This is a genomic window from Glaciimonas sp. GNP009 (genome assembly GCF_054343755.1).
Genome location: NZ_JBTGUV010000004.1, coordinates 2,359,123 through 2,385,449, shown reverse-complemented (window position 1 = coordinate 2,385,449; position 26,327 = coordinate 2,359,123). Strand labels below are relative to the sequence as shown.

Annotated in this window: 14 protein-coding genes; all 14 read right to left on the bottom strand. The window is 51.0% G+C overall.

The window, feature by feature from the left end; genetic code table 11:
- Positions 1-64: 64 nt before the first annotated feature.
- Positions 65-3,994: a hypothetical protein gene (locus ACXX82_RS11380; protein WP_458562941.1), complete on the bottom strand. Its 3,930-nt coding sequence runs from the start codon at positions 3,992-3,994 to the stop codon at positions 65-67.
- Between the two features lies 1 nt (position 3,995).
- On the bottom strand, positions 3,996-10,721 hold the full coding sequence (locus tag ACXX82_RS11375; protein WP_458562940.1) for a carboxypeptidase regulatory-like domain-containing protein: 6,726 nt from the start codon (positions 10,719-10,721) through the stop codon (positions 3,996-3,998).
- Positions 10,722-10,963: 242 nt separating this feature from the next.
- Positions 10,964-13,600: a COG1470 family protein gene (locus ACXX82_RS11370; RefSeq protein WP_323506269.1), complete on the bottom strand. Its 2,637-nt coding sequence runs from the start codon at positions 13,598-13,600 to the stop codon at positions 10,964-10,966.
- Positions 13,601-14,194: 594 nt separating this feature from the next.
- A complete protein-coding gene (locus ACXX82_RS11365; protein ID WP_322234735.1) occupies positions 14,195-14,770 on the bottom strand; it encodes a hypothetical protein in 576 nt (191 codons plus the stop codon).
- A gap of 742 nt (positions 14,771-15,512) precedes the next feature.
- Positions 15,513-16,577 carry a HoxN/HupN/NixA family nickel/cobalt transporter gene (locus tag ACXX82_RS11360; RefSeq protein WP_322234733.1) on the bottom strand — a complete coding sequence of 355 codons (1,065 nt, stop codon included), beginning with the start codon at positions 16,575-16,577 and terminating at the stop codon, positions 15,513-15,515.
- Between the two features lie 119 nt (positions 16,578-16,696).
- Positions 16,697-18,163, bottom strand: coding sequence for a cobyric acid synthase (locus ACXX82_RS11355; protein WP_458562939.1), 1,467 nt, complete (start codon positions 18,161-18,163; stop codon positions 16,697-16,699).
- Between the two features lie 20 nt (positions 18,164-18,183).
- Complete coding sequence (gene cobD, locus ACXX82_RS11350; RefSeq protein ID WP_322234729.1) at positions 18,184-19,188, bottom strand: threonine-phosphate decarboxylase CobD; 1,005 nt, start codon at positions 19,186-19,188, stop codon at positions 18,184-18,186.
- Between the two features lie 2 nt (positions 19,189-19,190).
- Positions 19,191-20,177, bottom strand: coding sequence for an adenosylcobinamide-phosphate synthase CbiB (gene cbiB, locus ACXX82_RS11345; protein ID WP_458562938.1), 987 nt, complete (start codon positions 20,175-20,177; stop codon positions 19,191-19,193).
- Positions 20,171-20,767, bottom strand: a complete 597-nt coding sequence (gene cobU / locus ACXX82_RS11340) for a bifunctional adenosylcobinamide kinase/adenosylcobinamide-phosphate guanylyltransferase (RefSeq protein ID WP_322234725.1) — start codon at positions 20,765-20,767, stop codon at positions 20,171-20,173. The genes cbiB and cobU overlap by 7 nt, the downstream gene beginning before the upstream one ends.
- A complete protein-coding gene (gene bluB, locus ACXX82_RS11335; RefSeq protein WP_323506275.1) occupies positions 20,760-21,446 on the bottom strand; it encodes a 5,6-dimethylbenzimidazole synthase in 687 nt (228 codons plus the stop codon). The genes cobU and bluB overlap by 8 nt, the downstream gene beginning before the upstream one ends.
- Positions 21,447-21,452: 6 nt before the next feature.
- Positions 21,453-22,814, bottom strand: a complete 1,362-nt coding sequence (locus tag ACXX82_RS11330) for a cobyrinic acid a,c-diamide synthase CobB (protein WP_458562937.1) — start codon at positions 22,812-22,814, stop codon at positions 21,453-21,455.
- Between the two features lie 2 nt (positions 22,815-22,816).
- A complete protein-coding gene (gene cobO / locus ACXX82_RS11325; RefSeq protein WP_458562936.1) occupies positions 22,817-23,419 on the bottom strand; it encodes a cob(I)yrinic acid a,c-diamide adenosyltransferase in 603 nt (200 codons plus the stop codon).
- A gap of 49 nt (positions 23,420-23,468) precedes the next feature.
- Positions 23,469-24,629, bottom strand: a complete 1,161-nt coding sequence (locus ACXX82_RS11320; protein ID WP_458562935.1) for a CobW family GTP-binding protein — start codon at positions 24,627-24,629, stop codon at positions 23,469-23,471.
- Positions 24,630-24,669: 40 nt separating this feature from the next.
- Positions 24,670-26,286, bottom strand: coding sequence for a precorrin-3B C(17)-methyltransferase (gene cobJ, locus ACXX82_RS11315; RefSeq protein WP_322234715.1), 1,617 nt, complete (start codon positions 26,284-26,286; stop codon positions 24,670-24,672).
- Between the last annotated feature and the right edge of the window lie 41 nt (positions 26,287-26,327).

Sequence of the window (26,327 nt, the reverse complement as noted above, 5' to 3'; positions counted from 1 at the left end):
GAGTACACTAAATACATGTTAAGAATTTTCGTGATGCGTCCGCATCGACAACCCGTTTCAATACTCACTTTGGCTTGGTAATCGTCGCACGATATCCCACCGACCCCGATACTCCTGAAGGTAAGTATCCTGTAAATTCCCAGATCGCTGCCGTATCCGAGGCGGTTACTGCGCAAGTAATATCAGCCGGTATATCATCGCCGCAAGACAAATCTTCCAACGTCATACGTGGGTCAATCGGATCTCGTATTTCTTCCATCACAATAAAAGTATTGGATGTATTACTGAACTTGATGGTGTACGCAAGCGTATCGCCTTCATTAGCGCTTTCTTTATCGACGCGCTTTACCAGTTTTAACTCACCCTGATAGGGAACCAGCACTACCACGTCGGTATATCCCGGATCCTCGATGCCGTCCGCAGTGACGCCAATGTGGCTTTCGGGTGCTTTCACAGCATCCCATTTGATGCGTACAGGCACGCTGATATTGAGCGTCTCTTTCGTGTTGAGATGCGCACCCTCTGCCAGCATATCTGATTGATTTTTAGTGCCATCCCAGTTCGGATTTAGCGCCACAGATCCAGGCTTGCTAAGCGTCAGAACTGGCACACCGTTGCGTTCCAATTCATCCGGCAGCGTGTAGTTAATGTTAAGGCTCGTGGCTTTGCCTTTTTCACCAGTCACGGTCACGCTATACGAAAAAGTATCACCCGCAAACATTTCGCTTCCTGCAGACGCAATAGGGCGACTTCCTTTGGAGGCCGACGTCGCGAGTGGGTTCGATTGCTCGCGTTCATCCCGTGTACGGTGCCCATCGATGGTCGCTGACTCCCAGTTCGTCCGCGTGACATCTAGTCTGATTACAGCTGGCTCGGCAAAAAATACCTGCTGCTTATTGATATTACCAGCGCGGTCGGTTGCCGAAATTTCTACTTCTACGGTCCAATTTTTGTCTAATTGCGTCGCAGTCAAACCGAACACAAAAGTATTAGATGACAACACATCGGCAGAGATCGGATTTGACCATTTCTGTTTTGAATCGGAGCGCCAGCGAATCGTAAGCGCTTTTTTGCCATCACCATTAACACCAAGGCCTGAAGCTTTATCCGTGACGGTTCCGCCAAGTACATAGTTGCCCTCATCCGACATCGATTGCTGCAAAAGTGTGATTTCCGGCGCTACAGTATCAACCTGAAATCGTCGTTCCACGGATGCCAGAGATTCAACACCCCCATGTTTAATCCGAAAATTGACGTCATACTTCCTGCCATTTTGCCAATTCTTGCTATCGATTAACGGGAACCGAAAAATTCCATCTTCGCCAACCGTGGCAATATCCTGATCCTCCGTCCAGCCGCAAATTTTATGATCCTCGGTGCACCACCTGGCATTCATTTGATTAACGCCAGGCAAGGTCTTGCCGGAAATAATCAGGAGATTGTCACTCGACGGACTGAGCCAGCTATCGATACCCGGACTGACCCAGACTGGTTGTGGCGGTATCACGTGTATGAAGCGAGAAGGCGACCAATTTGCTGACGTCAGAAAATCCGCTCTCACTCTATATTGCAACTCGTATGACTGACCAATCTTCCAATTTGGACTATCGAGAATCTCAACATTTTCAAAAATACTCTCGCCATTGAGAACGACTTTCGTTATCGATTCGGGGCCGTAAGTTCCACCCTTTAGTTTTGAGCGTACGATGACGTGCGTTACATCAGGATCGGTTTGTCCACTGATGCGCAACGACTTTCCCTCTCCGGGTGCATACAAGCTTTCCACCGTCATGGGATTGATCCAATCCAGGCGCTTCGCTTCGTAAGGAACGTTAAAATTACGGATGATCGGCTCAGATGAAAGACCATCACGAATGACCGCGATTCTTACCTGGTAACTATTTTTTTGTTTCCAGTTAACACTATCCTCGATCGGAATATTTTCAAAAAAATAATTGTAATCGAGCTTAACGTCGAATGTCTTAGACACGCCTGTAGAGTCATTGCTCCCCTGCCGTTTTGAAAAAACGTTGACTTGTGTAACGCCGGTTTCGGTCACCGCGCTGATGCGCAATGGGTTGCCGACTGAAGGACGGTAGACATAATTTGCCGGAGGGGTAATCCATTCTACTATTTTCGGTACAGGGCGCGCCGTCAGAACGCGTCGCTCCACAGAGACCAACGATGATACGCCATCTCGTTTGGCATAAAACTTCAACATATAGGGTAATCCAGGATCCCAGTTCAGACTGTCTGGAAGAGGCACGTTGCTAAAGATGCCATCTGAGCCGACCACAGGGATATCTTGAAAAAGCGTCTGACCACAAACAAGATGACTCTCTTTACACCAGGCTATATTGATTTGATTGACGCCGGGATCGGTCTTGCCGCTGATAGTGAGCGGTTTGCCAACTAATGTGTTGAACAAACTATCAGCGGCTGGACTCACCCACTCCACACGTGTAGGTGCTGGAGGAGGAACATTGATATGTCGTACCTCCGACCATCCTGATTCAAGTTTTCCGGCGTGGACTTTGAATAACACCTCATAAGTTGTATTTGCTTTCCAATTAACACTCCCCGCAATCGGAACATCGAAATTGTTATTACGATCTAACACCGTGCCAACCACAGGTTCATAAAAACTTTCAGTACCTGTCTCTCTCCACCCTACGCTCACCGCGTCCACTCGCTTGTCAGTCTTACCGCTAATATGTAATGGATTGCCCTGCACAGGAACATAGTCGCTACCGCTAGCGGGGCTGATCCAATCAAGGCGCGTCGGTGCTGGATACTGAACATATATCTGTCGTACTGCTGACCATCCTGAAGAAAATTTTCCGCTGTGGACTTTGAATTGCACCTCGTAAGTTGAATCTGCTTTCCAGTTAACACTTCCGGCAATCTGGACGTCAAAATTATTACTACTATCCAACGCCGTACCAACCGCAGGTTCGTATGAACCAGTACCATCCGTACCCAATTCTTTCCACCATACGCTCACCTGATCCACTCCCGTATCAGTCTTACCACTGATGTGTAATGGATTATCCTGCACCAGAATGTACTGGCTGCCATTAGCCGGACTGACCCAGTCCACCTTGCTTGGCGCGGGATAAGTCATGTGAAATGTTCGGGTTATGGATGCATCGGAAAAAATTCCATCTCGTCGAACATACATTGTCACGTCAACGGTATCGCCTGGTTTCCAGTTATTACTATCAATAATATCAACTGTAAAAGCACCTCCGACAGAAAGCGGAGCTATATGTTGATTTTGTTGTACCGCAGGTTGGCCGTTTCTATTCGTCAACACCATTACGCCATCGACACCAGCATTCGCGCCAGTGGCAATCGCCTCGCCAGCAGCAGAACTAGAATTAGCGCCAATTTGAAATAGATTATCCGGTCTTATATGATCGGTATTATTCGCCGGATAACGCCAGACTGCTGGCTTTGGCTTAGCGCTCATTCGGAATTGCTTTGGTTCAGTCCAGTTTTTGGCGACTGAATTTCCCTCCCTCGGTTTATATTGGAGTTCAACAATCGTACCGGGAGACCAGCCCTTGCTTTCCTGAACGCCGACCTCAAAAATATTTAATCCAATATTCTCCACACTCAGTATTTCCTCCCGAAAACCGCTCCAATTTTCACCAGGAATCTTCGTCCGCATTCTTACGCCAAATGCTGTGGTATTACTGCGACCAAAACCGCTAAATTTAAATATGGCACCTAGCGGGTTATCAACCTGATGCGTAGGGCCATCTGGTTTCAACCACAATCCATCATCCGGCCACTCGTTGCCCCAGTCGTCTTTTACACTGTTAAGGGTGACGTTCTGGTCGCCCACGTTTGCCGTTTCTGTCGACGTGCTTATACCTTTAGCCTGCGCCCACCCAGCGACAGACAACAACAACAACACGCTGCATAACACGACCCGTATAAGGGCTAATGGGACAATTGTTTTGACCAACTTAATAATGGTGGAATTCATATTACAAACTGCTTTCATCAAACTTGTAGCGCAGTCGGAAATACATCCCACGCGAGGTATTAGCTAACTGGCTGAACTCCCTGTCTTCAAAACCGAATACGTTATAGCCCACCGAAACCCAAAGGTCCTGGCTGGCCTGATAACCAGCTTCTACACCGATCGCGTGCAGTCGTTCACCAAGGCTGCTGGTAAAAAATGATCCGGCGATTCCGGCGTCCCATTTGGCAGTGATATCGCGTGCAAGCCGACCGGATAGCAAATGCCCATGCATAGCGCTGCGCTGTCCGTGACCGGTTTCAGTGACGTGCTTGAACGCGTACCGAGCGGAGACCGTCAATGCGTCGTACGGGCGATAGCTGGCGTGAGAAGAAATCAGATGCACATGCCGAGTGGTTGCTTGTATAGCAGCCAGACGACCATTTTCTACACGATGTTCGTAATAAGCCAACGCATTAAGCTTATTGCGCTTGGTCTGGCGATACGCCATACCCAGACGTTGTCGCGCGCGCACGCCGTTAGTACTATTGCCGTTACGGCCGGTGACCATGTAGACGGCACTCTTCCCCAAAAAAGTCCAGTCATGATCAAGCTTGAACGCGAGACCAAGCGTATTCAACATCGCATCTTCCAGCGCGCTGCGACGCAACTCCAAGCCTGCGCCGCCCTTCCAACGCGTGTTAGCAAGATATTCGACCTGTCCGGTCACTGCGGTGGCTTCATCCGTGTTGCTGCCGCTAAGCGCTTTGGTACGTTCGAAGGTAGTGTTGAGGCGCAAGCCGGATGCGACATTCCAGCCATTGCGCAGACCGAATGCGTTCTGCGCATCGCGCCCATCAATGGCACTGCCCAGACGATATTCATTAAACAAACTGGCTTGCGGCATGTATTCGGTTTCTACCCCGATCACAGTGCGGTAATTACTGGTCTTTTGGTTATCGCCAAGTTCATAGATATTACCCAAACTCGATAGTGCTTCGTGCCGTCCGTAAACCTTGGTGCCGGGCTTTATCTGATACTCTCCACCGAAAGCCAGAAGGCGTTTATCGGCATCACGCATATCGCGCTCATACTCAGTATAAACACTGGCATTCGGCACACCGGGAACACGCGTTCCCAATCGCATGCGTAATGTATTCAGGTTCAAATCATCAGTGTCCATGTCGCCATCTGCGTTGACGCCTTGCGCCGTGCCACGCACCATCCTGGTCCCAATTTCTGCCCGTATTCCGCTATCGAATGCGTGTTCGATTCCGATCAGCGCTCCCTCCAGTTTGGTGTCGGGAGAAACGTTGGTAGATCCGCTACCCGAAGCGTTGCCGGTTTTTGCTAACGTTCTGGCATGCACCAGTTCAGCCTTTAGCGTATTACGTTCGTCCAGCTTATATTCAGCACCCGCGCGCGCTTCGATCTGTCCGCCCGAAGTGGGCGAATTCAGGTTATCGAAATCTCCATCAACCTGCACCGCTGTTATGCCTGCTTTTAGTGCCGCGCTTTGATGCTTAAGCTCTACCCGACTACCGCGCCCAAGACCTTTGGCAGTATCGGTTTGCGCCAGCTCGCCGACCAGCGATGTTCCGCGCCCAAGATCGGCCTCTAACGTCAGTCCGCGCAGTGCACGTGGGTCGACTGGATTGCGGTCTTCTATCGCGACAGCACCAAGTTTTATAGCATCCGTGACGCGCACTTGCATGTCGCCGCCGTATAGCCAGAATTTGGCACCATTGCCGTCTGATTCGTAGGTCACGCGGATAGTATTGGGATTGAAGTTCGCATCGGTCGAGGGTTCTGGACTTTTAAACAATAGCGTCCCGCTCATGGTTTCAATTTCATAATCGGCAAACCGTGACAACACCCGCGTAGCAAGGATACGTGTCGGCATATTACGGTCTCGCGTGATGATCTCAATGCGTTCACTATTTTCGAGATAGTCAGCACCGAACACCGAAAATGGACCGGACGTGCCATTTGGACTAATTTCAACAACACGCTGAGTTAGGCTATCGCGGCTGGCAAAGAATGTGCCACTGACGCGCCCACCATCAGTTTGAAAATGCTGTTTGATACCGGTGACACCACGGTTGTATTGCGTCAGTTGACGCACGCCAGTTGCGTCTTGGGTAGAGAAATCGCCGTACAACAAATAGCTGTGACCTTTGTCAATCCGCAAATAAAGGCGGCTGGTAGATTGGGCATCAAAGCCACGCACCGAGGAATCACCATAAACGGGATAGTAGCGCTCGGGCTGAATATCGCGGAATAAGCGCTGCTTAACGTCCTTCTCACTGTCATACGCGGCGGTCAGGAGATACTCGCCTTTTACCTTGCCTTTAAGGAAGAAGGCTGCGCGACCGCCGGCGGTGATTTTGCCGTTATCCCATGTGCTGCTGAGGCGACTCAGTTCGTTTTCGAAACTATCACGCTCTCCTACAGGACGGATCAAACCGTTGCGAAGGCTCACTACGCCCTCAACGATACCGGTCGCTAACATCGGCCGCAGTGATGCAGCCAGTTGAATTTCTCGTGAGGCCTGAATCGGGCCACTGATCGCCCGCAATACGAGTGTGCCAGGTTGCTCTGGCGGAATGAGATCAAACGCGGCGACACCATCATTAATGATTCCTTTATAGACACTATCGCCAGCTAAACCAGCGGCATCCAGCCACTGCCCTGCACTAGCACTCAGCGTGATCCGAGTGGGCGCTGTTACAGGGATATCATTAGCGTCGGTGACGTGCACGCGCACGCGCAGTGGTTTTTTGCTGTCAGCTTCGGCATGGCCCTCAACTTCGATCATGAGATTTTGAAAGTCGCCCGGTGCCGTGATGGTGATGCTTTTCTGCTGCTCTCCTTGGCTTATCGTCAGATCATTTTTACCGGCTTTTAACGACACGCCGATATATTCCCATACAGCAATGTTGCGCGATGCAAGTTCACTGCGTGAGCCGACACGATCAAGTCCAATAAATTCACCATTCACTTGTAACCTTATGGCTTTTGCTGCTGCCCCGCCGACGGTCACACTCCCTTTGACACGAACACGCATCTGTCGTGTTGGCGTAATCTGCGCATCCTTCAGCTCTACAAAGTCGAGCGCTGCATCCATATTCCGTAGCTCTGCCTCAATCGACACAGGGACATCGCCAGATTCTATTTTCTGTAATGGTCGCTCTTGCTGTTCTGGTAAAGAACGGACAACATTATCGGATAAGGTCGTGGTCACCGAATGGCTGGAATCTCGAGATATTGGTGCGGACGGTGATGCTGGAGCTGTTGCTAATGCCGAGCTTGATGCTGATACGCCTTCGGTCATGTTGTGCGCCGACTTATCTAACGTCGCCAACGTCGATAACGTCGTCTTGGCCGCGCCGCCACCGATTCGTCCGGTAGCCGGAAGTGATTTAAGATTACCGCCCGTATTGTTGCCGTCTAGTGTGGATGGGTCGACATCAAAACGCCGCTTTATGACGGTTTCGATTTCTGAGATATTACCCGCCGCTTTTTCACGCCGAACCTGCACATCCGCCAGAGTTCCTGCGCCGCAACCGAGTGTAAAGTCACCACGACCGAGTTCCCCATTTCGCAAGTCAATAAACTGATTTTCACCACGCCCAGCATGACGATTGGTTGTCGCCAGCGGAATGGCTGAAACAGGTAATGTCGTGTTATCCAGCTTCAGCACATGCGTGAGCGGTTTGACGCCATAGATGCTGTATTTTCCATCCTGATCGGTCTCTGCGAAGGTACCATCTTCCAGATAAATACGTACACCTGGAACGCCCATGGTATTGGCAGTATCAGCGCTGCCATCGCCACCGGCATAATCCTGGTCACTACACATCAGTGTAACCTTGCCCAGAACGTAAGCGTCGCTGGTAAATACGCCACCGATGACATTAACAGAAACACTGGCTTGATTGGAACTCAGATTGCCCGAATGCGCGGTGGCGCGACTTTCTGCACGCACACCTTCGCGTGCATTCACGCCGACGCTGACACGGTACTGAATTCGCACTGGTGCGTCGCTCTGTAATACGGTATCGGCCGCCACAAAGCGTAACAGATTGCCACGCGTCTCTGGTTCAAGGGCAACGCCTGCGCCGTTCTCGGTGTCGCCGGTGCTAATACGCGCAGAACCAGGCACGTAAGAAAATCCTTGTGGCAATTGATCAGCGATATCGAAGCCTTTGCGCGCCACTTTTCCACTATATTTTAAGACTAGCGTGTAATTTAAAAAGTCGATCAATTCGACTTCCCTGCGATCCGACTCTTTGCGCAAGAAAAGCACGTCGCCAGCGCTAACATCAACCAGATCGATCGCCAATAGATTGTTCACCAGCCGTGATGCATTCGCTTCCCGCTGGATTTTGTTGTAATAGACGACCGGAGCGGTAGCAACCGGAATAACAGCGCTCTCCGCCGCACGGATTACCTGCGGAATTTGGCCCGTGGCGGATAGATGCATCGGCGTATCCAACGGTGGCAAAGCCCGTGAAAATTCCGGTTCATATCCAGCTGCTTCAACCGATAACGTATAGTTGCCAGCGGGTGCGCTTGGAGTAAAAGCGTAGTAAAAATAACCTTCGGCATCAGTGGTTATTGTGCCTTTTTCCGGCTTCCCGACGAGATAACTGGCAGGATCAAAGCCCCCGCCATCAATGGCAATACGCACGGTTGCTTGCGCCACCGGTTTGCGCGTCGTGGCGTCGAATACACGACCGCTATATGACACTGGTAGATTTTGTTCCGAAAAATTCTGGTTATCCTCGATACGTGCATATACAAGCTCGCCGGTTTCCTGATCGCGCTCCGCGTTCGCCTGTGGAGAGCCAATGACGCCATCCTGCGGCGTACCCACGCGTGCACCGCCTGGTGCGAGAAAACGCAAGCGATATGGACCACCGGCGGGGATACCCGTCAGACTGTAATGACCCTGAGCGTCGGTGACCGCCTCTTTAACGATAGGATCAGGTGCGCTAGTCACTACGCCGCGATAAGTCGCAACACTAGCAAGGCTGGTGGCTGTCTCAGTAATCTTCGCAGAAACCTCTGCGGTGCGATCTGTCTGAAGCTGGACACGCCATCCGGCTAACAACGTATCACCACTATCGTAGGTTCCGGTATGACCTCGGTCCATCCATACACTGCCCGCCAAGGACGCGCCACGTGTTGCTTTATTCTTAAAGTGAAGAAGGTTATTCGTCGTGTTGGCTTCTGGTTCGCCACCACCACTGACCGCCACCGTACCCGGCAGCCAGACGGAATTTTCTCCTGCAGGAAACGCAGTCTCATCAACAAGCACGTTGACAATAATATCGGTGCTGAATTGATTTTCAGCCAAAGATTGCAAGGTCGTGCAACTTAATAAACTGACACTGCTGATTTCACATTGCCATTGTTTACCTGCATCTACTTTGGCGGCACGAATGCCATCAGGTAGATGAGTGGTCAAGACCATGGGTTTATCGGTAACAGCGCCACCAATGTTGTTCACGCGAAGTATGTACTCACCCCCATTACCTAAACCCACATCGGTAAATTGTATAAAAGGCACGATATCAGGTCTTGCCGTGATCGCCCGACGCAGCAAAATCGGATTACTTTGCGCGTTGGTATTAGCGGCCCAACCTTCACTTTGGAGTGTCAACGTGTCCGGTGCAGACGGCCCAACCTTCAACGTAAACGTCGCCTGCATAGCTGAATGTGGGCCAAGCGCATGCATCGCCAGCGCGATCTCTGCCACGCGCGGACCGGACACTGCAGAACCAGAGACGGTTGATTCACCAGATGCACTGGTTATGGCAGATGCGCCTGCGCCATCCTTGATAGTCCGATATTGAAACTGCGGATCGCTATCGTATCGATACAACCGTTGTATCGACGCATTTTCCGCAACTAGCGAAGCGGCTACGTAAGCGACTTCCGCGGGAATGTTTTGGCGCAACAAAACGACGGATTGTGCCTGCCCATCAATGATCACGGGAAGGCTATTCACACTACTCACTCCGGTAGCTGCAAACGCACCGATGTTTTTCGCATTGAGCGTCATTTTGACGACGCCGTCTTCCGCGTACCATAAAGGTGCAGCTTGCATCGCCAGTCGCAATAATGCACTGTCGGCAATTGCGGCCTTGATAGCGATACGTGCTTGCGCTTGCTGACGCACAGTGGTTGCAATCAATTCAAGCGCAGCGTTACCCACAGCGTCGGCTGGTACTTCGGCGACCATCAGCAACGCGACTGTTTCGTCTGCTTCCATCGTCAAACCAATTCCAGCAGGAGAGGATGGATTAAAGTCAGTAATCAAAGGCGCGGTGGGGTCAAACTCACCACTCTGCCGCACGTCACGGTATAGTTTTGGCGCACTCAGCGAAAACGCAGGTGCTGCATCGTTAACGGATACCGCGGAAAATGACAACTGAGAAGTAACATTCCCTGCATTATGCAAGCGCAGCGGAACGACTAACCGAATCCCTGCCTGCGCGAGCACAGCGCCATTCCCAGAAAAAGTGACATATTCTACGGGTGCGATCTTAACGCGTATCAGATTGGATACAACGCTACGCGCTAAACCAGTGATCCCCTCTTTATAGCTGGCATGGGCCTGAACACTGAGGACGGCATCCGCGGCAGGAGCACGACCATAGGACGCGCCGCTCGCCATAAAAAGCAATAGAAAAAGGCTTCCTAACAGAAGCAAACTATAGAATTGAAAAAAACGAATATGCATGTTGATACATCCGGCCGATCCGCTAGAACACGACGCGGCGCGTTAAACAGAAAATGAATTAAAAAATAGCGAGACAAAAAATAGCGGTACCTTCCACGAGCGAAATACATACCGCCCGCTAAATGAACCTAGCGAATGAGAAATATCTTGACAACCAACAGTAGGGCTTTATCAACATGACGACATGGCAATAGCTACTCGTACCGATATAACACCGGTGCGAGTAGCTAATGACTTACGAATTAAAGTAGGCCATCTATTTTTACGCGGTACTTGAGTACTGCTTTTTGTTGATTTTCGAGTGCATCAAGGTGTCCGTCCACTCGTCCGTTAGCGACTGCTGGCGCGGTCGCTGGCGTCTCCGCTCCATCTTTAGCAATAAGCGTCAATGTAGGTTGATTTGGTGCGTCCGTAGAAACCACAGAATGCATTGGCGCCGTATCTGTAATTGCTAGATCCGCATAATCCACTCCGCTTGTATTTTCTAATGTCAGGCGATACCAAATACATGCAGCTGGCTTGGCGATGATCTCGCTTTGTCCAAACAGTTTGCCATCCGGCAAACTGTCACAAGAAGCATCCAGCGCTTGTTCCTTGACTAGTTTTCCGTCAAATATGCCGATTAATTTATAGGTATTTTCACCGAGCAAACGCGTTACTGCGGTGTATTGGAATTGACCATTGACGGTCAGAATACTGGCTGTTTCGGTCGTCGGCACGTTTGCTGGCGCAGTGATCGTCAGTTGGATACGCACTTTTTCTTTACTTTCCAGTTCGATAGATTGAGCTGGCAATGGCTCTCCATCGACATCTACCAAGGTAGCCGTAACTGTCCAGCCGCTTTCCATCTTGGTGACGAGATCACTTTTAGTGATGGTAAGTTTGATATCGCTGGTATTGAGAATTTCGTGATAAAAGCTGACAACCCCATTTGGTTCAATCACTTTAGTCGGCGTTTGGTCCTGGATCGTCTCACTTTGTGCCACGTATAAATTCAGCGGCAGTTCAGCTTTGGTTTTTCCGTTGTGTTCAATCTTGGACACTACTTCAAGCACTATGCCTGCTTTAGTGCGGTTACCAAGACCACCGTTAGTGGCTGATCCGCTCACTTGCGCGCAAAGGTCTTTATCCGTCCCACCTGAGATCAATCCGGTATCGAATGACGATAAACTGCCAGCATCCGGTCCACATATGCCACCGGCATCGGCTGGATAAAGGCGAACACCTAATCCGGCTGACTCTTTTACGCCGACAATATAGGCTTCATGTGAGGCGACTTCAGTCGTGTTTTTAACGCGTATCTTGAAAGTTGTGCTTGAATCATTGGCTACAACGACATGATTAACGATTCTTTCTTCATTAGTTCCAGCAATACCGACCAGACTTACTGTGCGATCGCCAAGCGCCAATGTATACGAGACTTTCTTGGTAAGCGCCTCATCCTTATTATTTTCTGGCGTTGCTTTGATGGTGATCTTATGTGCAATTGCAGCCATGACTGATACGGCATCCTCCGTATTGGAGGGCGCTAGTTGAACCTGAAGTTCGATCACTTGTTTTTTTCCAGCAGCAAGCGTTATTGCAGGCGCATCTTTATCGTCATTCGGCGTCCCGGTAATCCATACCAGTTTCGTCTCTTTTGGCAGATCTGCGCTTTCACTCGACAACACAAAAGTATCTTCACTTTCGCCAGTGTTTTCGATCAATGCCTTAAGACTAACAATTTGTCCCGGTACAGCAGCGTGGTCTCCACTCTCACCGACTGGCAAGCTAAGCCCCAATTCACGACGCAGGATACCGGTCACATTGACATTAATTGGCGGTGTTTTTGCAGAATCAGCGCCAAGACCAGTAGCGCTCATGTCCGCAATTTTTCCCGTTTCAGCCTGTAGAATTCTAGAGCCTAATGCAGCGGTATCGTCTGCTAAAACCACAAATCGAAGTTGTGCTTTATCCGTTTTGGCGTTTGCAGGGAATTCTAGAGCGAGAAAGAATTTTTGGTCATCAACCTGTGTCAATTTGGCTTTATAACCTTCCCCCCACGGCCTCACTGTACCTGGTTCCAATGCTTCCCATACATTATCGCCATTATGTATTGAGACTTGATAACCGTTCTTTTTATCAAAGGACAGCCCTTTCAATGCTTCGCCGGAAAGGTCAACGGTCATTCCCATATATGTTGTACTGGCGTCTTTGGTATCAATATCAAAAAGGTAAACAAAATCTTTTGTATCTAACCCGCCACGTGCGATATCAATCTTCTTTTCAATTGGACGGATTGCAAAGGTGCCTATAGCCGGATCATATTCTTGTATTAGTTTGGCTGATGCATTCTCAGGACCGCTCACAGTGAGTGACACGTGCGCAGCTTTATCGCTTGCCACCTGAAGTATCGTCGCCTCAAATGAAAACAACTCTTCAGGCTCCAGACCAGTATCAGATAACGCTAAAGCAAACGATGGAGATGCAGCGGTCAGAATGGTCTCTTTACCCTCGCTCCAGACGGTATATTGAGAAACGTTCAAGAAGTCTGACGCTGTCAATGTGACTTCTTTAATAGCCACGTTACCCGTATTGCGGATGCGGTTGTGGAATTTATTTACACCGCTAATCGTAGTGTCACCTTCAAGCGCCAAACTAAACACATTTTGAATTTTGGTGATGACCACATTGGAAGTCGCACTCTGTACAAGTCCTGAAGGCAAGGTATATTTCGCTGTCGCTGCGGTACCAAGTTGCGCCCCGCCCTCTAATATCCGTGATTTCGCTAGTACTGGCGACACGACGCCGCTTAGAAGTACCGCCGTCATCATCCAGGCAACAGCACATTGCCAGCGCGTAGAGTGCCGATCTTTAAGAGGGCTTATTGGTGAAAACATTTTGGTTAATCCTCGTTTATTTAATAACTAAAAAGCAAACATACTGACTGAGCTATCAATAAAAAATTGCGCAGATCACACTATGGATCGACGATAGATAAGGCAGTACCACTTTTTTCGATTGATATTTCTACTATTTTTATTACCCAACATTCCTAACTGACGTTGGTTGAACCCGCTTCTGAGGGTCTGACGTGCGATGTCAGAATTGAGCGTCAGAATGAGCGTTTGTGCCCGCCAACCATATCCAACAGCGAACCGCAACTTTCGCGCTGCAGTGAAAGCCGTTATTTCCAGGAGTTGCTTTGACATCGAATAATGCGCAGCTAATATCGCAGCAATTTTCAGCGAATCGTAGCGTTAAGACTCTCAGTGATGTAGCGCATGTTCTCGACAGATTTATTTCAAAATACGTAGAAAAAACTCTTCACTTGCTATTTTTTTACGTCTTGATTGAAATATTTCTTAACGTGAAAATTAGGTATTGAGTGCGTTATTTTTGAACTGATCTAATAATAAGAAAGAAAACGACAGAAAAACATATGATTTTTTTTACTTAAACATCGATTCAGTCCGCTATCACCAGACTTATCGCTACTGAGTTGATACCTTATTTACGCCATACATAGCGCCGCCGGGAACAACAATACGTGCACTGACTGTTTTACTTTGGCCTGCCGCTAATTCGCCAAGATTCCAGCGCAGTTCACGGTATTCAGAGGTTGGAACAATGATTTCTTTTGTCCGACCCGCTTCCACAATATTGCGTTTAATCGGCGCATCAGAAAACTCCGGCACACCTTCAATACGCGCCATGAAACTGATCGGCCGCGCACTTTCAGACTGATATGTAGCGCCTTCTGGAAGTGGCAACGTTGCCTGCACATCGCCGACCGCCTGCACGCCTGCATTACGGTATAAAACGCGGTATTCGATTACGTCACCCGGACGGGCATGAAGAGCATCGTCGGAAAATATTTCTTTACCGTCCTTGGTCTGCACTTTATGCGCACTTAGTACCGCATGCACGAGAGATTTTTCCGTGGCAGCGGTCGGCATTGGAGCGATGGGAGCCGCCGGCACTGCCTGTTGCGCATGTGCCGTGGTCATCAAAATGGCCAGCCACAGAGGCAGGACCGCGACGCGTAAGCCTGTCTTGGTAGTTGTCATTGCTTGCTTCCTTTTAAAGAAGTCTATTTTCCAGAAAAAAAGTTCGTATACCTACAAGAGAACTCTCTTTCTCACTAAGACATTCCTAATTCTTGATGTAGATTATTCTTGTAATACTTAGAATTTTCTTAGTAAGCGCATTGCCACCCACGCTTACGCTAAGACATAAATTGTTGAACTATTTTTACGTATTCCGTTGATGCATCGCTTGAGGCACGTGCAGGTACCATTGCACAAAAAGGGCGAGATTTTTTAGTTAATCGTCTGTTGTGCGGCGGCTAAGTAGATAGAGGAGAAGTGGAAAATCGAAAGACATTTCTCCGGTCACTTATATTTCATAAACAAGAAAATTAAGCCGGATGATAGTGATAGTGATGCTGATGCGGATAAGGAAATATCCGCGGATGCGCAGACTTTCAATCCTTAGCTAAATATGCCGACTAAACTAAAGATATAAGCCAAAATGAGGAGATGGATTGCGCTAAGCACTTCCTGGTAACTACATCGCAGGAATGGTATTTTTATGCCGGTTCAATTCAGCCATAAAATTCAACAATAAAATCAAGTAATAAAATCAAGTAAAAAGCCTCGGCAACAACATTCAATAAAAATCAACTACAGCAATAACGGTCGTACTAAACCGGTCAATGACTGAGATCGACGATATTACGATCAAAGAATCATCGTCATCGCCGGCTATTCTATATGGCGTTCTGATGCATCGACCTGATACGGATGAGGTTTATTGTGAAGATTGTTCCGGGGCAAGGTTATCGTAACCACGCCACCGATAGAAGGCGATTGATGCCATCCAGCTAAATATGAAGAAGGCAATAATAGCGTATCCCAGACTGCCAAAATTTCCGGTCAAGGTATTAATGAAGTTCCAGAATTTTCCCTCCAAAACTAATTTTTCGCTGATCAATCCCAGCACTTCGATACCACCGATTGCCAGCGCAACAAATACCGACACCAACGTAATTGTCATGTTGTAGTACAGTTTTCGAATCGGTTTTACAAAAGCCCAGCCATAAATCCCTAGCATTAGCGTGCTGTCGAGTGTGTCGACCAACGACATTCCGGCGGCAAATAATAGCGGGAAAATCAAAATCGACCAGATTGGGATACCGTTCGAAGCCTGAGTCGCTGCGATTCCCAACAAACCTATTTCTGTCGCCGTATCAAATCCCAACCCAAACAAAAAACCGAGCGGATACATATGCCAGCTACGCGATATCATGGCAAACATCGGCCGAAAAATTTTGGCCAGAAAACCCCTGTTATTAAGTAGATGGTTAATGTCTTCTTCAACATATTCGCCACCGTTACGGAGATGCTTAAACACTTTATAAATTGACCGAAATACCATCAGATTGATGATACCGATAATGATCAGAAAAAAAGCCGATATCAACGTACCGATGATGCTACCGATTACTTTGAATTCTTCCATTTCTCCTGTGAGCGCCGACGCCGTCGCTGCGATGGCTATCGACGCCAGCAACACGACTGTCGAGTGTCCCAATGAAAAAAAGAATCCAACTGCAACAGGACGCTTCCCTTCCTGCATTAATTTTCGTGTGACGTTATCGATAGCAGCGATATGGTCGGCATCGACTGCGTGACGCAAGCCAAAACTGTAAGCAAGAAATGCGCTGCCAAGCAAAACCGGGCGACCCTGGAAGGCAATGATTGCCCAACCCCATGCCACAATATTGAAGACCAGCAAGAATCCATAGATACCAAAAAGTTTTATGCGGAGGCGTCGGTCAACCTTGCTGAGTACCGTTTTGAAAATCGTGAACATAGTTACTTTGTTTGATAGTGGATGGTGTGGCTTAATTTTCTTAGCAAAAGAGCTGGTACATGCGCGCTACAACTGGATTTGCACTATAGAACCGGCACGATAACCCAAGTTGGCGGAGATCAACGCAATTTTTCCAAAGCCCTTAATAGTGGGAGTGTTGCGTCAGCGATACGATCGATACTTGCCTCTCGCAGCGCCATTAGGTCGAGCGGCACTGCGTCCCCCAAACCAGCCCAAGCCAATACAGCGCGCAAAGCCTCGGGCGTGTCGAAAACCCCATGTAAATAAGTACCAAGAATCTGGTCATCGGCTGATCGAGCGCCTTCTGCCGCACTCCGTCCAGAGACTTCATTTGAATCATCAATAAAAAACGCAGGCCTGGAAAGTGCTGCGCCATGTGAAATACCCATGTGTATTTCATATCCACTTACCTTGGCATCTGCAAACGCACAGCGGCCCGCAACCTGCGTCAATTGCTTGTTGAGCGTCATTTGGGTCTCCATCTCCAGCAATCCGAGCCCGTCCGTCACGCCAGCAGTGCCTTCCACGCCATGCCGATCCATCACACTTTTGCCCATCATCTGAAAGCCACCGCAAATACCGATCACTTTGCCGCCGTAGCGCAAATGTCTCTGCAATGCCTCTGGCCATCCATTCTCCCTCAGCCATGCCAGATCACCACGCGTATTTTTGCTGCCCGGCAAAATAATCAGATCAGCGGGAGGAAGCGGCTGACCCGCTGCAATGAACCGTAAATCAACTTGAGGATGCGCACGTAGGGCGTCAAAATCAGTGTGATTACTGATGCGTGGCAACAAGGGCACAATCACGCGAAATGCGCCTTTCCCGTTTTGTTCCGATTGGATCGCATCTTCGGCGTCCAGGGTCAGGCCATGCAGATACGGCAACACCGCCAGCACTGGCTTTCCTGTGCGCGCCTCAAGCCAATCCAAACCGCCTTGCAACAGACTTATATCACCCCGAAAACGATTAATCACAAAGCCCACCACACGCGCACGCTCGCTATCGCACAGACAATCCAGCGTCCCTACAATATGGGCAAAAACGCCGCCACGATCAATATCCGCAATCAGCACGACCGGACAATCGACCGCCTCGGCAAAGCCCATATTGGCGATATCCCGCGCCCGCAAATTGATCTCAGCGGGACTTCCTGCGCCTTCCACGATGATCGCCTCATATTGCGCTGCCAGACGGTGATACGACTCCAGCACCGCTGTCATCGCCGTGGTTTTGTATTGATGGTAGTCGCGTGCGTTCATGTCGGCCCGCACATGCCCATGCACAATCACCTGCGCGCCGATGTCACTGGATGGCTTTAACAGAATCGGATTCATGTCGGTATGCGGTGGCAGTCCCGCCGCCAACGCCTGCAAGGCCTGACCGCGTCCGATTTCTCCACCACCCACGGTGACTGCGCTATTGAGCGCCATATTTTGCGGTTTAAAAGGCACTACCTTTATCCCGCGACGCGCCAGTAAGCGGCACAAAGCCGCTACTAAAGTGGTCTTGCCAGCGTCCGAGGTTGTTCCCTGAATCATCAGCGTTTTATAGGGAAAGATCATTTTATTATCACATTTTATATTCATACTTGATGCGACTTCTCGTCGGTTTTCCACTCTACCAATGCCTGTTGCAAACGTTCCCATCCAGCTTCATCCGATGGCAAACCAAGCCGGATTCCACCAGCGCCACGCGTAAATAGCCGCACCCATATTCCCCGCATCGCCATATGTTGATGGAAAGCTTGTGCCGCCGGTTCGGGCCACCATTGATACAAAGCGCTGCCGCTGCTTTCGATGTTATTTGCCGCCAATAACACATGCAGACGTTGCCCATAACTGCGCAATTGATCTCGCGTGTGCTGCTGCCATTGCGCGTCGGACAGCGCTGCAACACCAATCGTCTGCGCTGGCCCACTAACTGACCACGGTCCCAACTGATCCGCCAAAGTCGACAGCAGCGTTTTTTCTGCCGCTACAAAACCTAATCGCAATCCGGCCAGCCCAAAAAATTTCCCCACTGAACGCAGTACGATCAACCCCGGTTGATCAGACCATGCCGCCACACTGAGTGCTGACGTCGTATCAGCAAACGCCTCATCCACGATCAGCCAGCCACCGCGTGCCGCAAGCTGCGCGGCCCACTCCAGCAATATCTGCGGGGCAACCGTTGCGCCAGTCGGATTATTTGGATTACACACGACCATGACATCGCAATCGGCGACCACCGTTTCCAATTCTGCGTAAACAACCTCGCGCACCGTATGGCCTGCCCGCGCCCAGCAATGGGCGTGTTCCGCATAAGCCGGCGCTGCGACCACCACCCGCGATGTTGAGCGCAAACATGGCAACGCCTGGATCGCCGCTTGCGTACCGGCTACCGGCAGCATCGCCGGGGCGCCATAATAGTGCGCCGCCGCCATTGCCAGACCGGAATCCGCTTCAGGCAAGCGATGCCAGGCATCCAATGCCAACATCGGTACAGGATAGTGATGCGGATTGATACCTGTGGAAAGGTCCAGCCACTCACTCCGAGGGCGTCCGAAGTGGGCAATCGCCGCGTGAATATCTCCCCCGTGCTCAAGCATATTTACACCGCATGATCAGTTCTCAACATTAAAATAACAGCCACAATGGATAGCAGAACCAGCCACAAAATCGTCGTTCGCAATACTAATTTCCATGCTCTGCGAATATCTTCCGCGCAGGGTTCCACGCCAGCGCCCAGTGGCGGTCGGCTTTCCATCACCCCATCGTAAGACGCAGCGCCGCCAAGCGCCAGACCCAGCGCACCCGCACCAGCCGACATGACAGGGCCAGCGTTAGGACTCGGCCAGTCGGGCGCTTGCGTACGCCAGCATGTGAATGCCAGCCGCGTTTGTCCCACCGCCGCATACGACAAAGCGGTAAGTCTGGCCGGGACCCAGTTAAAGAGATCATCAACCCGTGCGGCAAAGCGGCCGAACCAGTTATATCGCGCGTTGCGATAGCCCCACATGGCGTCCAGTGTGTTCACCAACCGGAACAACACGGCACCGGGGCCGCCAGCAACCACAAACCAGAAAAGCGTACCAAAAACCGCATCATTACCGTTCTCCAGCAACGACTCTACCGCCGCTTTGGATAGATCGACAGGCTGCGCCTGACCGGTATCGCGACTGACAATCCGCGACGTCAGATGACGCGCAGTTACCAGATCATCGGCGCTCAGTGCTTGCGCAATCGGCACCGTATGATCCCGGAGACTGCGCAAGCCAATACAGAGATAAAGAAGGACAGCGTGAACGATGAGCGCTACCATAGCGGGCAGGATAGACAATGCCCATATCGTTAGCAGAATGATTGGCAACACCGCCAATGTCCAGCCGAACACACCACGCAAAATACACCAGACAGCGGGGGGATGTTGACCTGGATGGTGAGGCGAACAAGCATTCAGCTTGCGTTCCAACAGCGTGGCAATCCGTCCAAAGCCGACCAGCGGATGCCAGCGCCGCGTCTCGCCCAATAACATGTCCAGCGCAACGCCAGCGATCGCCAACACTGCCAGCGTAGTCAATGATAGACCGCTCAACATGCCGTGTCTTTTAACATGAGCGGCAAACCGGCGGCGATGAATACCGCCCGTTCACAATCAGCAGCAACGGCTTGATTGAGGCGACCGGCCTCGTCGACAAACCAGCGTGATATCGCACCCTGCGGCACGATGCCCATTCCGACTTCGTTAGAAACCAAAATCACGTCACCTTTAGCATCGGCAAGTGCCTGTAAAAATGCGGCGCGCTCTTGATGGAACAATTCGGGTGGAATGACTTTGCCAATATCAGGATAGTTTTTTTCCTCGGAAAACAATAAATTGGCACACCACACTGTCAGACAATCGATTAATACAACGCGCTCGGGCGTACTCCATTCGGTAATCGCTGCGCCTAGCATCAGCGGCTGTTCCACCGTGTGCCACTGCGCCGGACGCTGGGCTTTATGCAGTGCGATCCGCGCCTGCATTTCACTATCGGTATGACTATCCTCGACGGCAGCGGTCGCAATATAAATCACCTCACGCTGCGTTGCTTGGGCCAGCCGCTCGGCGTAGGTACTTTTGCCGGAGCGTGCACCACCTAACACCAACGTTCGGACGACCTTGGAACGGCCCGATTTGTCATGCATCGTGTTTTCCCTCCAATGGTTGATCTGTCACCACGGGATGCGCCTCAACCCACGCATTTTCCGACACTAGGTCATTTAGCCGCTGGCGCTTGGCCCAACCTTCCAGTTCAAGCATCGGACGTGGATAAAAAGCCTCGACATGACCAAGACACAATATCGCCAGCGGTTTGGCGTCAGCAGGAATATGCAATAGTTGGCGCAATGCCTCAGGATCAAATAACGATACCCAACCCATCCCAATTCCTTCCGCCCTTGCCGCCAGCCACATATTTTGGATCGCACACGAGACCGAACACAGATCCATTTCAGGCAATGTGCGGCGGCCAAAGATATGCGCGTCCCGACGATCCATTAACGCCACCACCAGCAATTCGCCGCAGTCGCGTATTCCCTCAACTTTGAGGCGCATAAAAGCATCTTCCCGTTCACCCAAAGCGTGAGCGGTATGGATGCGTTCCTGATCCACCAAGGCATGCATCTTTAGCCGCAAAGCCGCGTCAGTGATGCGGATAAAGCGCCACGGTTGCATAAAACCGACACTGGGCGCCATATGCGCAGCCTGTAACACACGCACCAATAAGGCCGCATCAATCGGATCGGGCAGAAAGTGGCGCATATCGCGGCGCTCTGCAATTGCCTTGTAGACCGCCGCTATCTCGGCATCATCAAATCGGTTCATCGTTGTTTATGGCAAAAATAGCTGCGCGGCCGCAACAGGGTTGGACGGAAAATAACAATGTAAATAACTGGCAACGAGATGACCTTGCTGAAATATCTTTTCTCCCGCAGAGGTATTATGCAGTCGTTCACCACGCGCAATCGGGATCATCTCCGTCTCGATCACCGAATGATGAAAAGTGTGTGCACGCAAAACACCGCCCGGCATTGCCGCAGACTGATAACCAAGCCCTTGCAAGCGCCCTTGCATAATAGCGTGACCGCGCAGCAAACCGACCATGTTGGCCCGCTTACCTGCTTTATCGGTCAACGATTCGAGAAGATATAACATGCCACCGCATTCGGCGAAAATCGGTTTGTCGTTGGCGTGATGCTCTCTCAAGGCCGCCTTCATGGATTGGTTGTCTTGCAGCGATTGCAGATGAAGCTCTGGGTAACCACCGGGGAAATACAGACTATCAACATCGGGCAGACTGTGATCGGATAGTGGTGAGAAAAAATGTAACGTTGCGCCCATCTCGCGCAAGCAATCCAGATTGGCAGGATAGAGAAAAGAAAATGCAGCATCCTGCGCGATACCTATTCGTACGCCACACAATGGTGTGGTCAAAGCCGGTAAAAGATCATCGACCTGGGATCGCTCAAATGTGACTGCCGGCGGCAAGTCTGCCAATTTGGTATTGCCGATCCCCTCCGCCGCCCGATCAAGCCGCGCATACAGATCAACCACTTCTGCCGCTTGCACCAAGCCCAGATGGCGCTCTGGCAACGCGAAATCTTTTCCGCGTAACAAAGCGCCAAAATACGGGATGTTCAAATCCGGACGCAACCCTTCTTGCAACATCTCTGCGTGCCGCGCACTGGCAACAGCATTAGCCAGCACGCCAGCAAACGGCACATCCTTGCGAAAATGTGCCAAACCATACGCCACCGCACCAAAGGTCTGCGCCATGCCGGTAGCATCAATCACCGCCAGTATGGGAACGCCCAGCAGAACGGCTAAATCTGCGCTACTAGGCTGACCATCGAACAGCCCCATCACACCCTCAATCAAGATCAGGTCAGCATCCTGCGCTGCATCCCAGACCATCTTTCTGCAAGCTTCTTCCCCAGCCATCCACAGATCAAGCTGATACGCCGAATGACCACCGCCAGCCGCCAGCGCCAGCAACATGGGATCGAGAAAATCCGGACCAGTCTTAAACACACGTACCCGCAATCCACGCAATGTGTGATACCTCGCCAACGCAGCGGTCACGGTTGTTTTGCCGTGATGCGAAGCGGGCGCGCTGATAAAGAGGGCCGGCACCCGATGGTGCGGCACTTGATGTTGCGGCGCATCGGGGAAGCGAATCACAGAATCAGACATAGTTAAAACTCAACGCCTTTTTGCGCCTTGATTCCCTGCGTTTGATAGGGATGCTTTACCGGACGGAATTCCGTCACCAGATCGGCGGCCTCAATCAGCGCATCCGAGGCATGCCGACCGGTGACGACGATATGTAACATCTCGCGTCGGGCGGCGAATACGGCGAGTACTTCGGCTAATTCCAGATACTGATATCGCAACACAATATTCAGCTCATCCAGAATCACCATATCGTACGATGGATCTTGTATCATCCGCACCGCTTCGGCCCAGCCAACCGCTGCGGTTTTCATGTCGGCGTCACGATCTTGCGTATCCCACGTGTAGCCATGGCCGACGACATGGAAATCACAATTTTCGTGTCCGCCCAGAATAGTGCGCTCGGCACTTTCCAGCGCGCCTTTAATAAACTGCACCACGCCCAACTTCATGCCATGACCGAGGATACGCATCCCCATGCCAAAAGCAGCAGTGGACTTTCCCTTGCCCGTGCCAGTGTTGACGATCAACAGGCCTTTTTCTTTTTGTGCGGCGGCCTTCTTTTTTTCAAAGCCTTCCTTATGCCGCTGGGTCATACGCTTATGGGATGCTTCGTCGGTTTTCATTGTATTTTCTCCGTATTCTGTAACTTCTATTTTGCGTCTGCTAACGCCATTATTTCCAGACAGTACCGGTCAAGTCGGACAATAACGCCGCCACCTGCGCGCGACGCAAGTGATAACCAATAAAGACCAGCTCAGACTGCTGAGTCGATGCTGTATTTATTTCAGCACGCGCCATTTCAGTCACGGTGACGCGTGTACGCACACCCTGCAATAGCAAGGTAGACGTAGAACTCTTGTTACGAATAAAGCCCTTACTTCGCAGGATGGGCGTTGCGCGTGATACCGCGATTACAGCCGTTTTTAGCTGATCGGCCGATTGCTCGCCCGTGCTGCGAAGGGTGAAAGACATCCAGCCCGGGTCCTGCTCATGAAAATGTTTATGCGTGGCAAGACCGTGGCTGTGTGCCGCCATGCCAGAATGCACATGGCCGTTCAGCCGATTTTGGTGTGGCAACACCGTCGCATCCGACTCCGGCATACGACTGATCGGGGAATAAGTATGGCTGTGCGCCAGTTCTTTGGCCTGATGCAAACGCAACCCTAACGCAAGGCGAATATCGAGTTGCGCGTTAAAAGCTAACTCCAGAAAACGTACATTCGGTGCACGTGCACGCACACGGCTTTCTGCAAGCAGCAAAGCGCCCTCATCGAGTCCATCTATTTTGTTCAACACCACCACATCGGCATAGGCCAGTTGCTGGTCAAAGAGCGTCGCAATCGAGTCATTGGCTGATGCGCTTTTTAATCTCGTTGCCACCTCATCCGCGCCATACTCAAACGCATCGTCCAATAATAACGGGGTGTCGACGACCGCTAATGTCGCATCCAGCACAAAGGTCGCGACCAGTTCCGGCCCTTGCAACAATTCCATCACAGCCGTCGGCAATGCCAGACCCGACGTCTCAATCAGCACATGATCGACGTTGGCACGGCGCTCGGCAATCTGCAGCATGGCAGGGATAAATTGCGCATCATTGCCATACGCGATCAGACCATGCGCAAAGTCATGGATACGGATGTGATCATCACCGCCATCGCTACCATCAACAACTTCGCGCATCAAGACACCGTCTACCGCCATCTCACCGAATTCATTGATCAGCAACGCCAAGCGGCGTCGATTACGTCGCTTCACCAGTCCACTCAACAACGTGGTTTTTCCCGAGCCGAGAAAGCCCGTAACGATGGTGACAGGAATCGGTGGCTGCATTATGGCGTCCTCATGCAATGACTATGGTTATCTGCATTCATCATGGCGTTGAAAATACCGCATCCCACTGCTGAAGCTGCACTTGCACTGCATCAAAAGTTGTCGCCGTAAAAGGATAAGACATAATTGGCCGCTGAACTACCAGCAACGGAATCCCCAGCGCGGCGGCGGCATCCACCTTAGCTTGATACCCACCCGCTTCGCCCGAGTCTTTGGTGACCACACAATCAATGCGCCAGTCACGCCACAATGCCTGATTGAAGTCTTGCGAAAATGGGCCTTGCATCGCGCAGATATGACTGCGTGGCATACCAAGATCAATGGCGCGTTGAATATTTTCAGGTTCAGGCGTAACGCGAGCGAACCATTGTGTGTTCTGTGCGTCAGGCGCTTGCAAAAAACTACCCAAATCCTTCGAACCGGTCGCCAAAAAAATCCGCTTGCCAATTGCCATAGCACGTTCCGCAGCTTCTTCCATCGTTGCGCACACTATGGCTTTTTCCGGTCTGGCGACAGCCGTTGCTAACGCATCCGTCAACCCGCCCGGCCGTTCATAGCGCAGGTAAGGAATACCCAATTCTTGCGACAGGCGCATCAACTGTTCGGAAATCAGATTGGCATAGGGATGCGTCGCGTCCACCAAGACCCGGGCGCGACTGTTAACCAGCGCTTGCCGACGCGCCTCAACCCCTTGTCGTCCCGCCCAGACGATTAGTCCCGGGCAATCTTGCAACGCTACCTCGCCGCCATATTCCGTCGCGGCAGAAACTACTACCGGCTTACCGTCAGCCGCCAGCAAACTAGCCAACGCGTTACCGTCACTAGTGCCGGAAAACACCCACGTCGCCTCCTTGGGGAAAGTGACGCCGCTATCCACGCCCGTATTGTTATCGCTCTTGCGCGCATCTTCTGTTTCCGGCGCACGCCAGTCATTGTAGCCACGCGGCGTAAAAATCTGTCCGCGCTTGCGCTGCGTAAATCGATTGCCGATCACTATCGTGGTCAGCATGTCAAACTTAAGCGTCAGCAACTCTTGCAGCGAATAAATGGCGACTTCTTGCCCGGGCCGATAAGCATTCTTGACCACGCCGCATAGCGTTGTCGGCGCTTTGAATTCCAGCATCAAATTGAGAATCCGATAAACGCCTTCCTGCCGTCCTGCGCTCTGCACGTTATACAATACACAGGCCAGATCGGCCTGCGCGATGTGGCTTGCGCGTTGCTCGATCCAATCCCAAGGACATAACAAATCCGACAAACTCAGCGTCGCAAAATCATGCGATAGCGGAGAACCCAACAACGATGCACACGCGTTGGCTGAAGTGACGCCGGGAATCACGTTGACGGTAAAAGTATCGTCTTCGCGGATTTCGTCATAGGCCAGTGCGGCCATCGCGTAAATGCCGATATCGCCGCTGGAAATCAGCGCCACGGTCGCGCCAGCACGCGCCTTTTCGATGGCTAGCAATGCGCGTTCACGCTCCTGCGTCAGCGGCGGCGTATGGATTTCTTTGCCGACAATCCACGGCGCAATCCAGCGCAGATACAACTCATAGGCAACGATCACGCTACTTTCACGCAAAGCCGTTTCGGCACGCGGAATGATCAGATCGGCAAAGCCAGGTCCAACCGATACCAAATTCAAGACACCCGTCATTTCTCTTTACTCCTTCGGATTCAACTTCTTTTTATTGCATC

Bases quoted from the DNA above. Each gene is read 5' to 3' on its own strand.
- ACXX82_RS11380 (WP_458562941.1), bottom strand. From the start codon at position 3,994: ATGAATTCCACCATTATTAAGTTGGTCAAAACAATTGTCCCATTAGCC.
- ACXX82_RS11375 (WP_458562940.1), bottom strand. From the start codon at position 10,721: ATGCATATTCGTTTTTTTCAATTCTATAGTTTGCTTCTGTTAGGAAGC.
- ACXX82_RS11370 (WP_323506269.1), bottom strand. From the start codon at position 13,600: ATGTTTTCACCAATAAGCCCTCTTAAAGATCGGCACTCTACGCGCTGG.
- ACXX82_RS11365 (WP_322234735.1), bottom strand. From the start codon at position 14,770: ATGACAACTACCAAGACAGGCTTACGCGTCGCGGTCCTGCCTCTGTGG.
- ACXX82_RS11360 (WP_322234733.1), bottom strand. From the start codon at position 16,577: ATGTTCACGATTTTCAAAACGGTACTCAGCAAGGTTGACCGACGCCTC.
- ACXX82_RS11355 (WP_458562939.1), bottom strand. From the start codon at position 18,163: ATGATCTTTCCCTATAAAACGCTGATGATTCAGGGAACAACCTCGGAC.
- cobD (WP_322234729.1), bottom strand. From the start codon at position 19,188: ATGCTTGAGCACGGGGGAGATATTCACGCGGCGATTGCCCACTTCGGA.
- cbiB (WP_458562938.1), bottom strand. From the start codon at position 20,177: ATGTTGAGCGGTCTATCATTGACTACGCTGGCAGTGTTGGCGATCGCT.
- cobU (WP_322234725.1), bottom strand. From the start codon at position 20,767: ATGCATGACAAATCGGGCCGTTCCAAGGTCGTCCGAACGTTGGTGTTA.
- bluB (WP_323506275.1), bottom strand. From the start codon at position 21,446: ATGAACCGATTTGATGATGCCGAGATAGCGGCGGTCTACAAGGCAATT.
- ACXX82_RS11330 (WP_458562937.1), bottom strand. From the start codon at position 22,814: ATGTCTGATTCTGTGATTCGCTTCCCCGATGCGCCGCAACATCAAGTG.
- cobO (WP_458562936.1), bottom strand. From the start codon at position 23,419: ATGAAAACCGACGAAGCATCCCATAAGCGTATGACCCAGCGGCATAAG.
- ACXX82_RS11320 (WP_458562935.1), bottom strand. From the start codon at position 24,629: ATGCAGCCACCGATTCCTGTCACCATCGTTACGGGCTTTCTCGGCTCG.
- cobJ (WP_322234715.1), bottom strand. From the start codon at position 26,286: ATGACGGGTGTCTTGAATTTGGTATCGGTTGGACCTGGCTTTGCCGAT.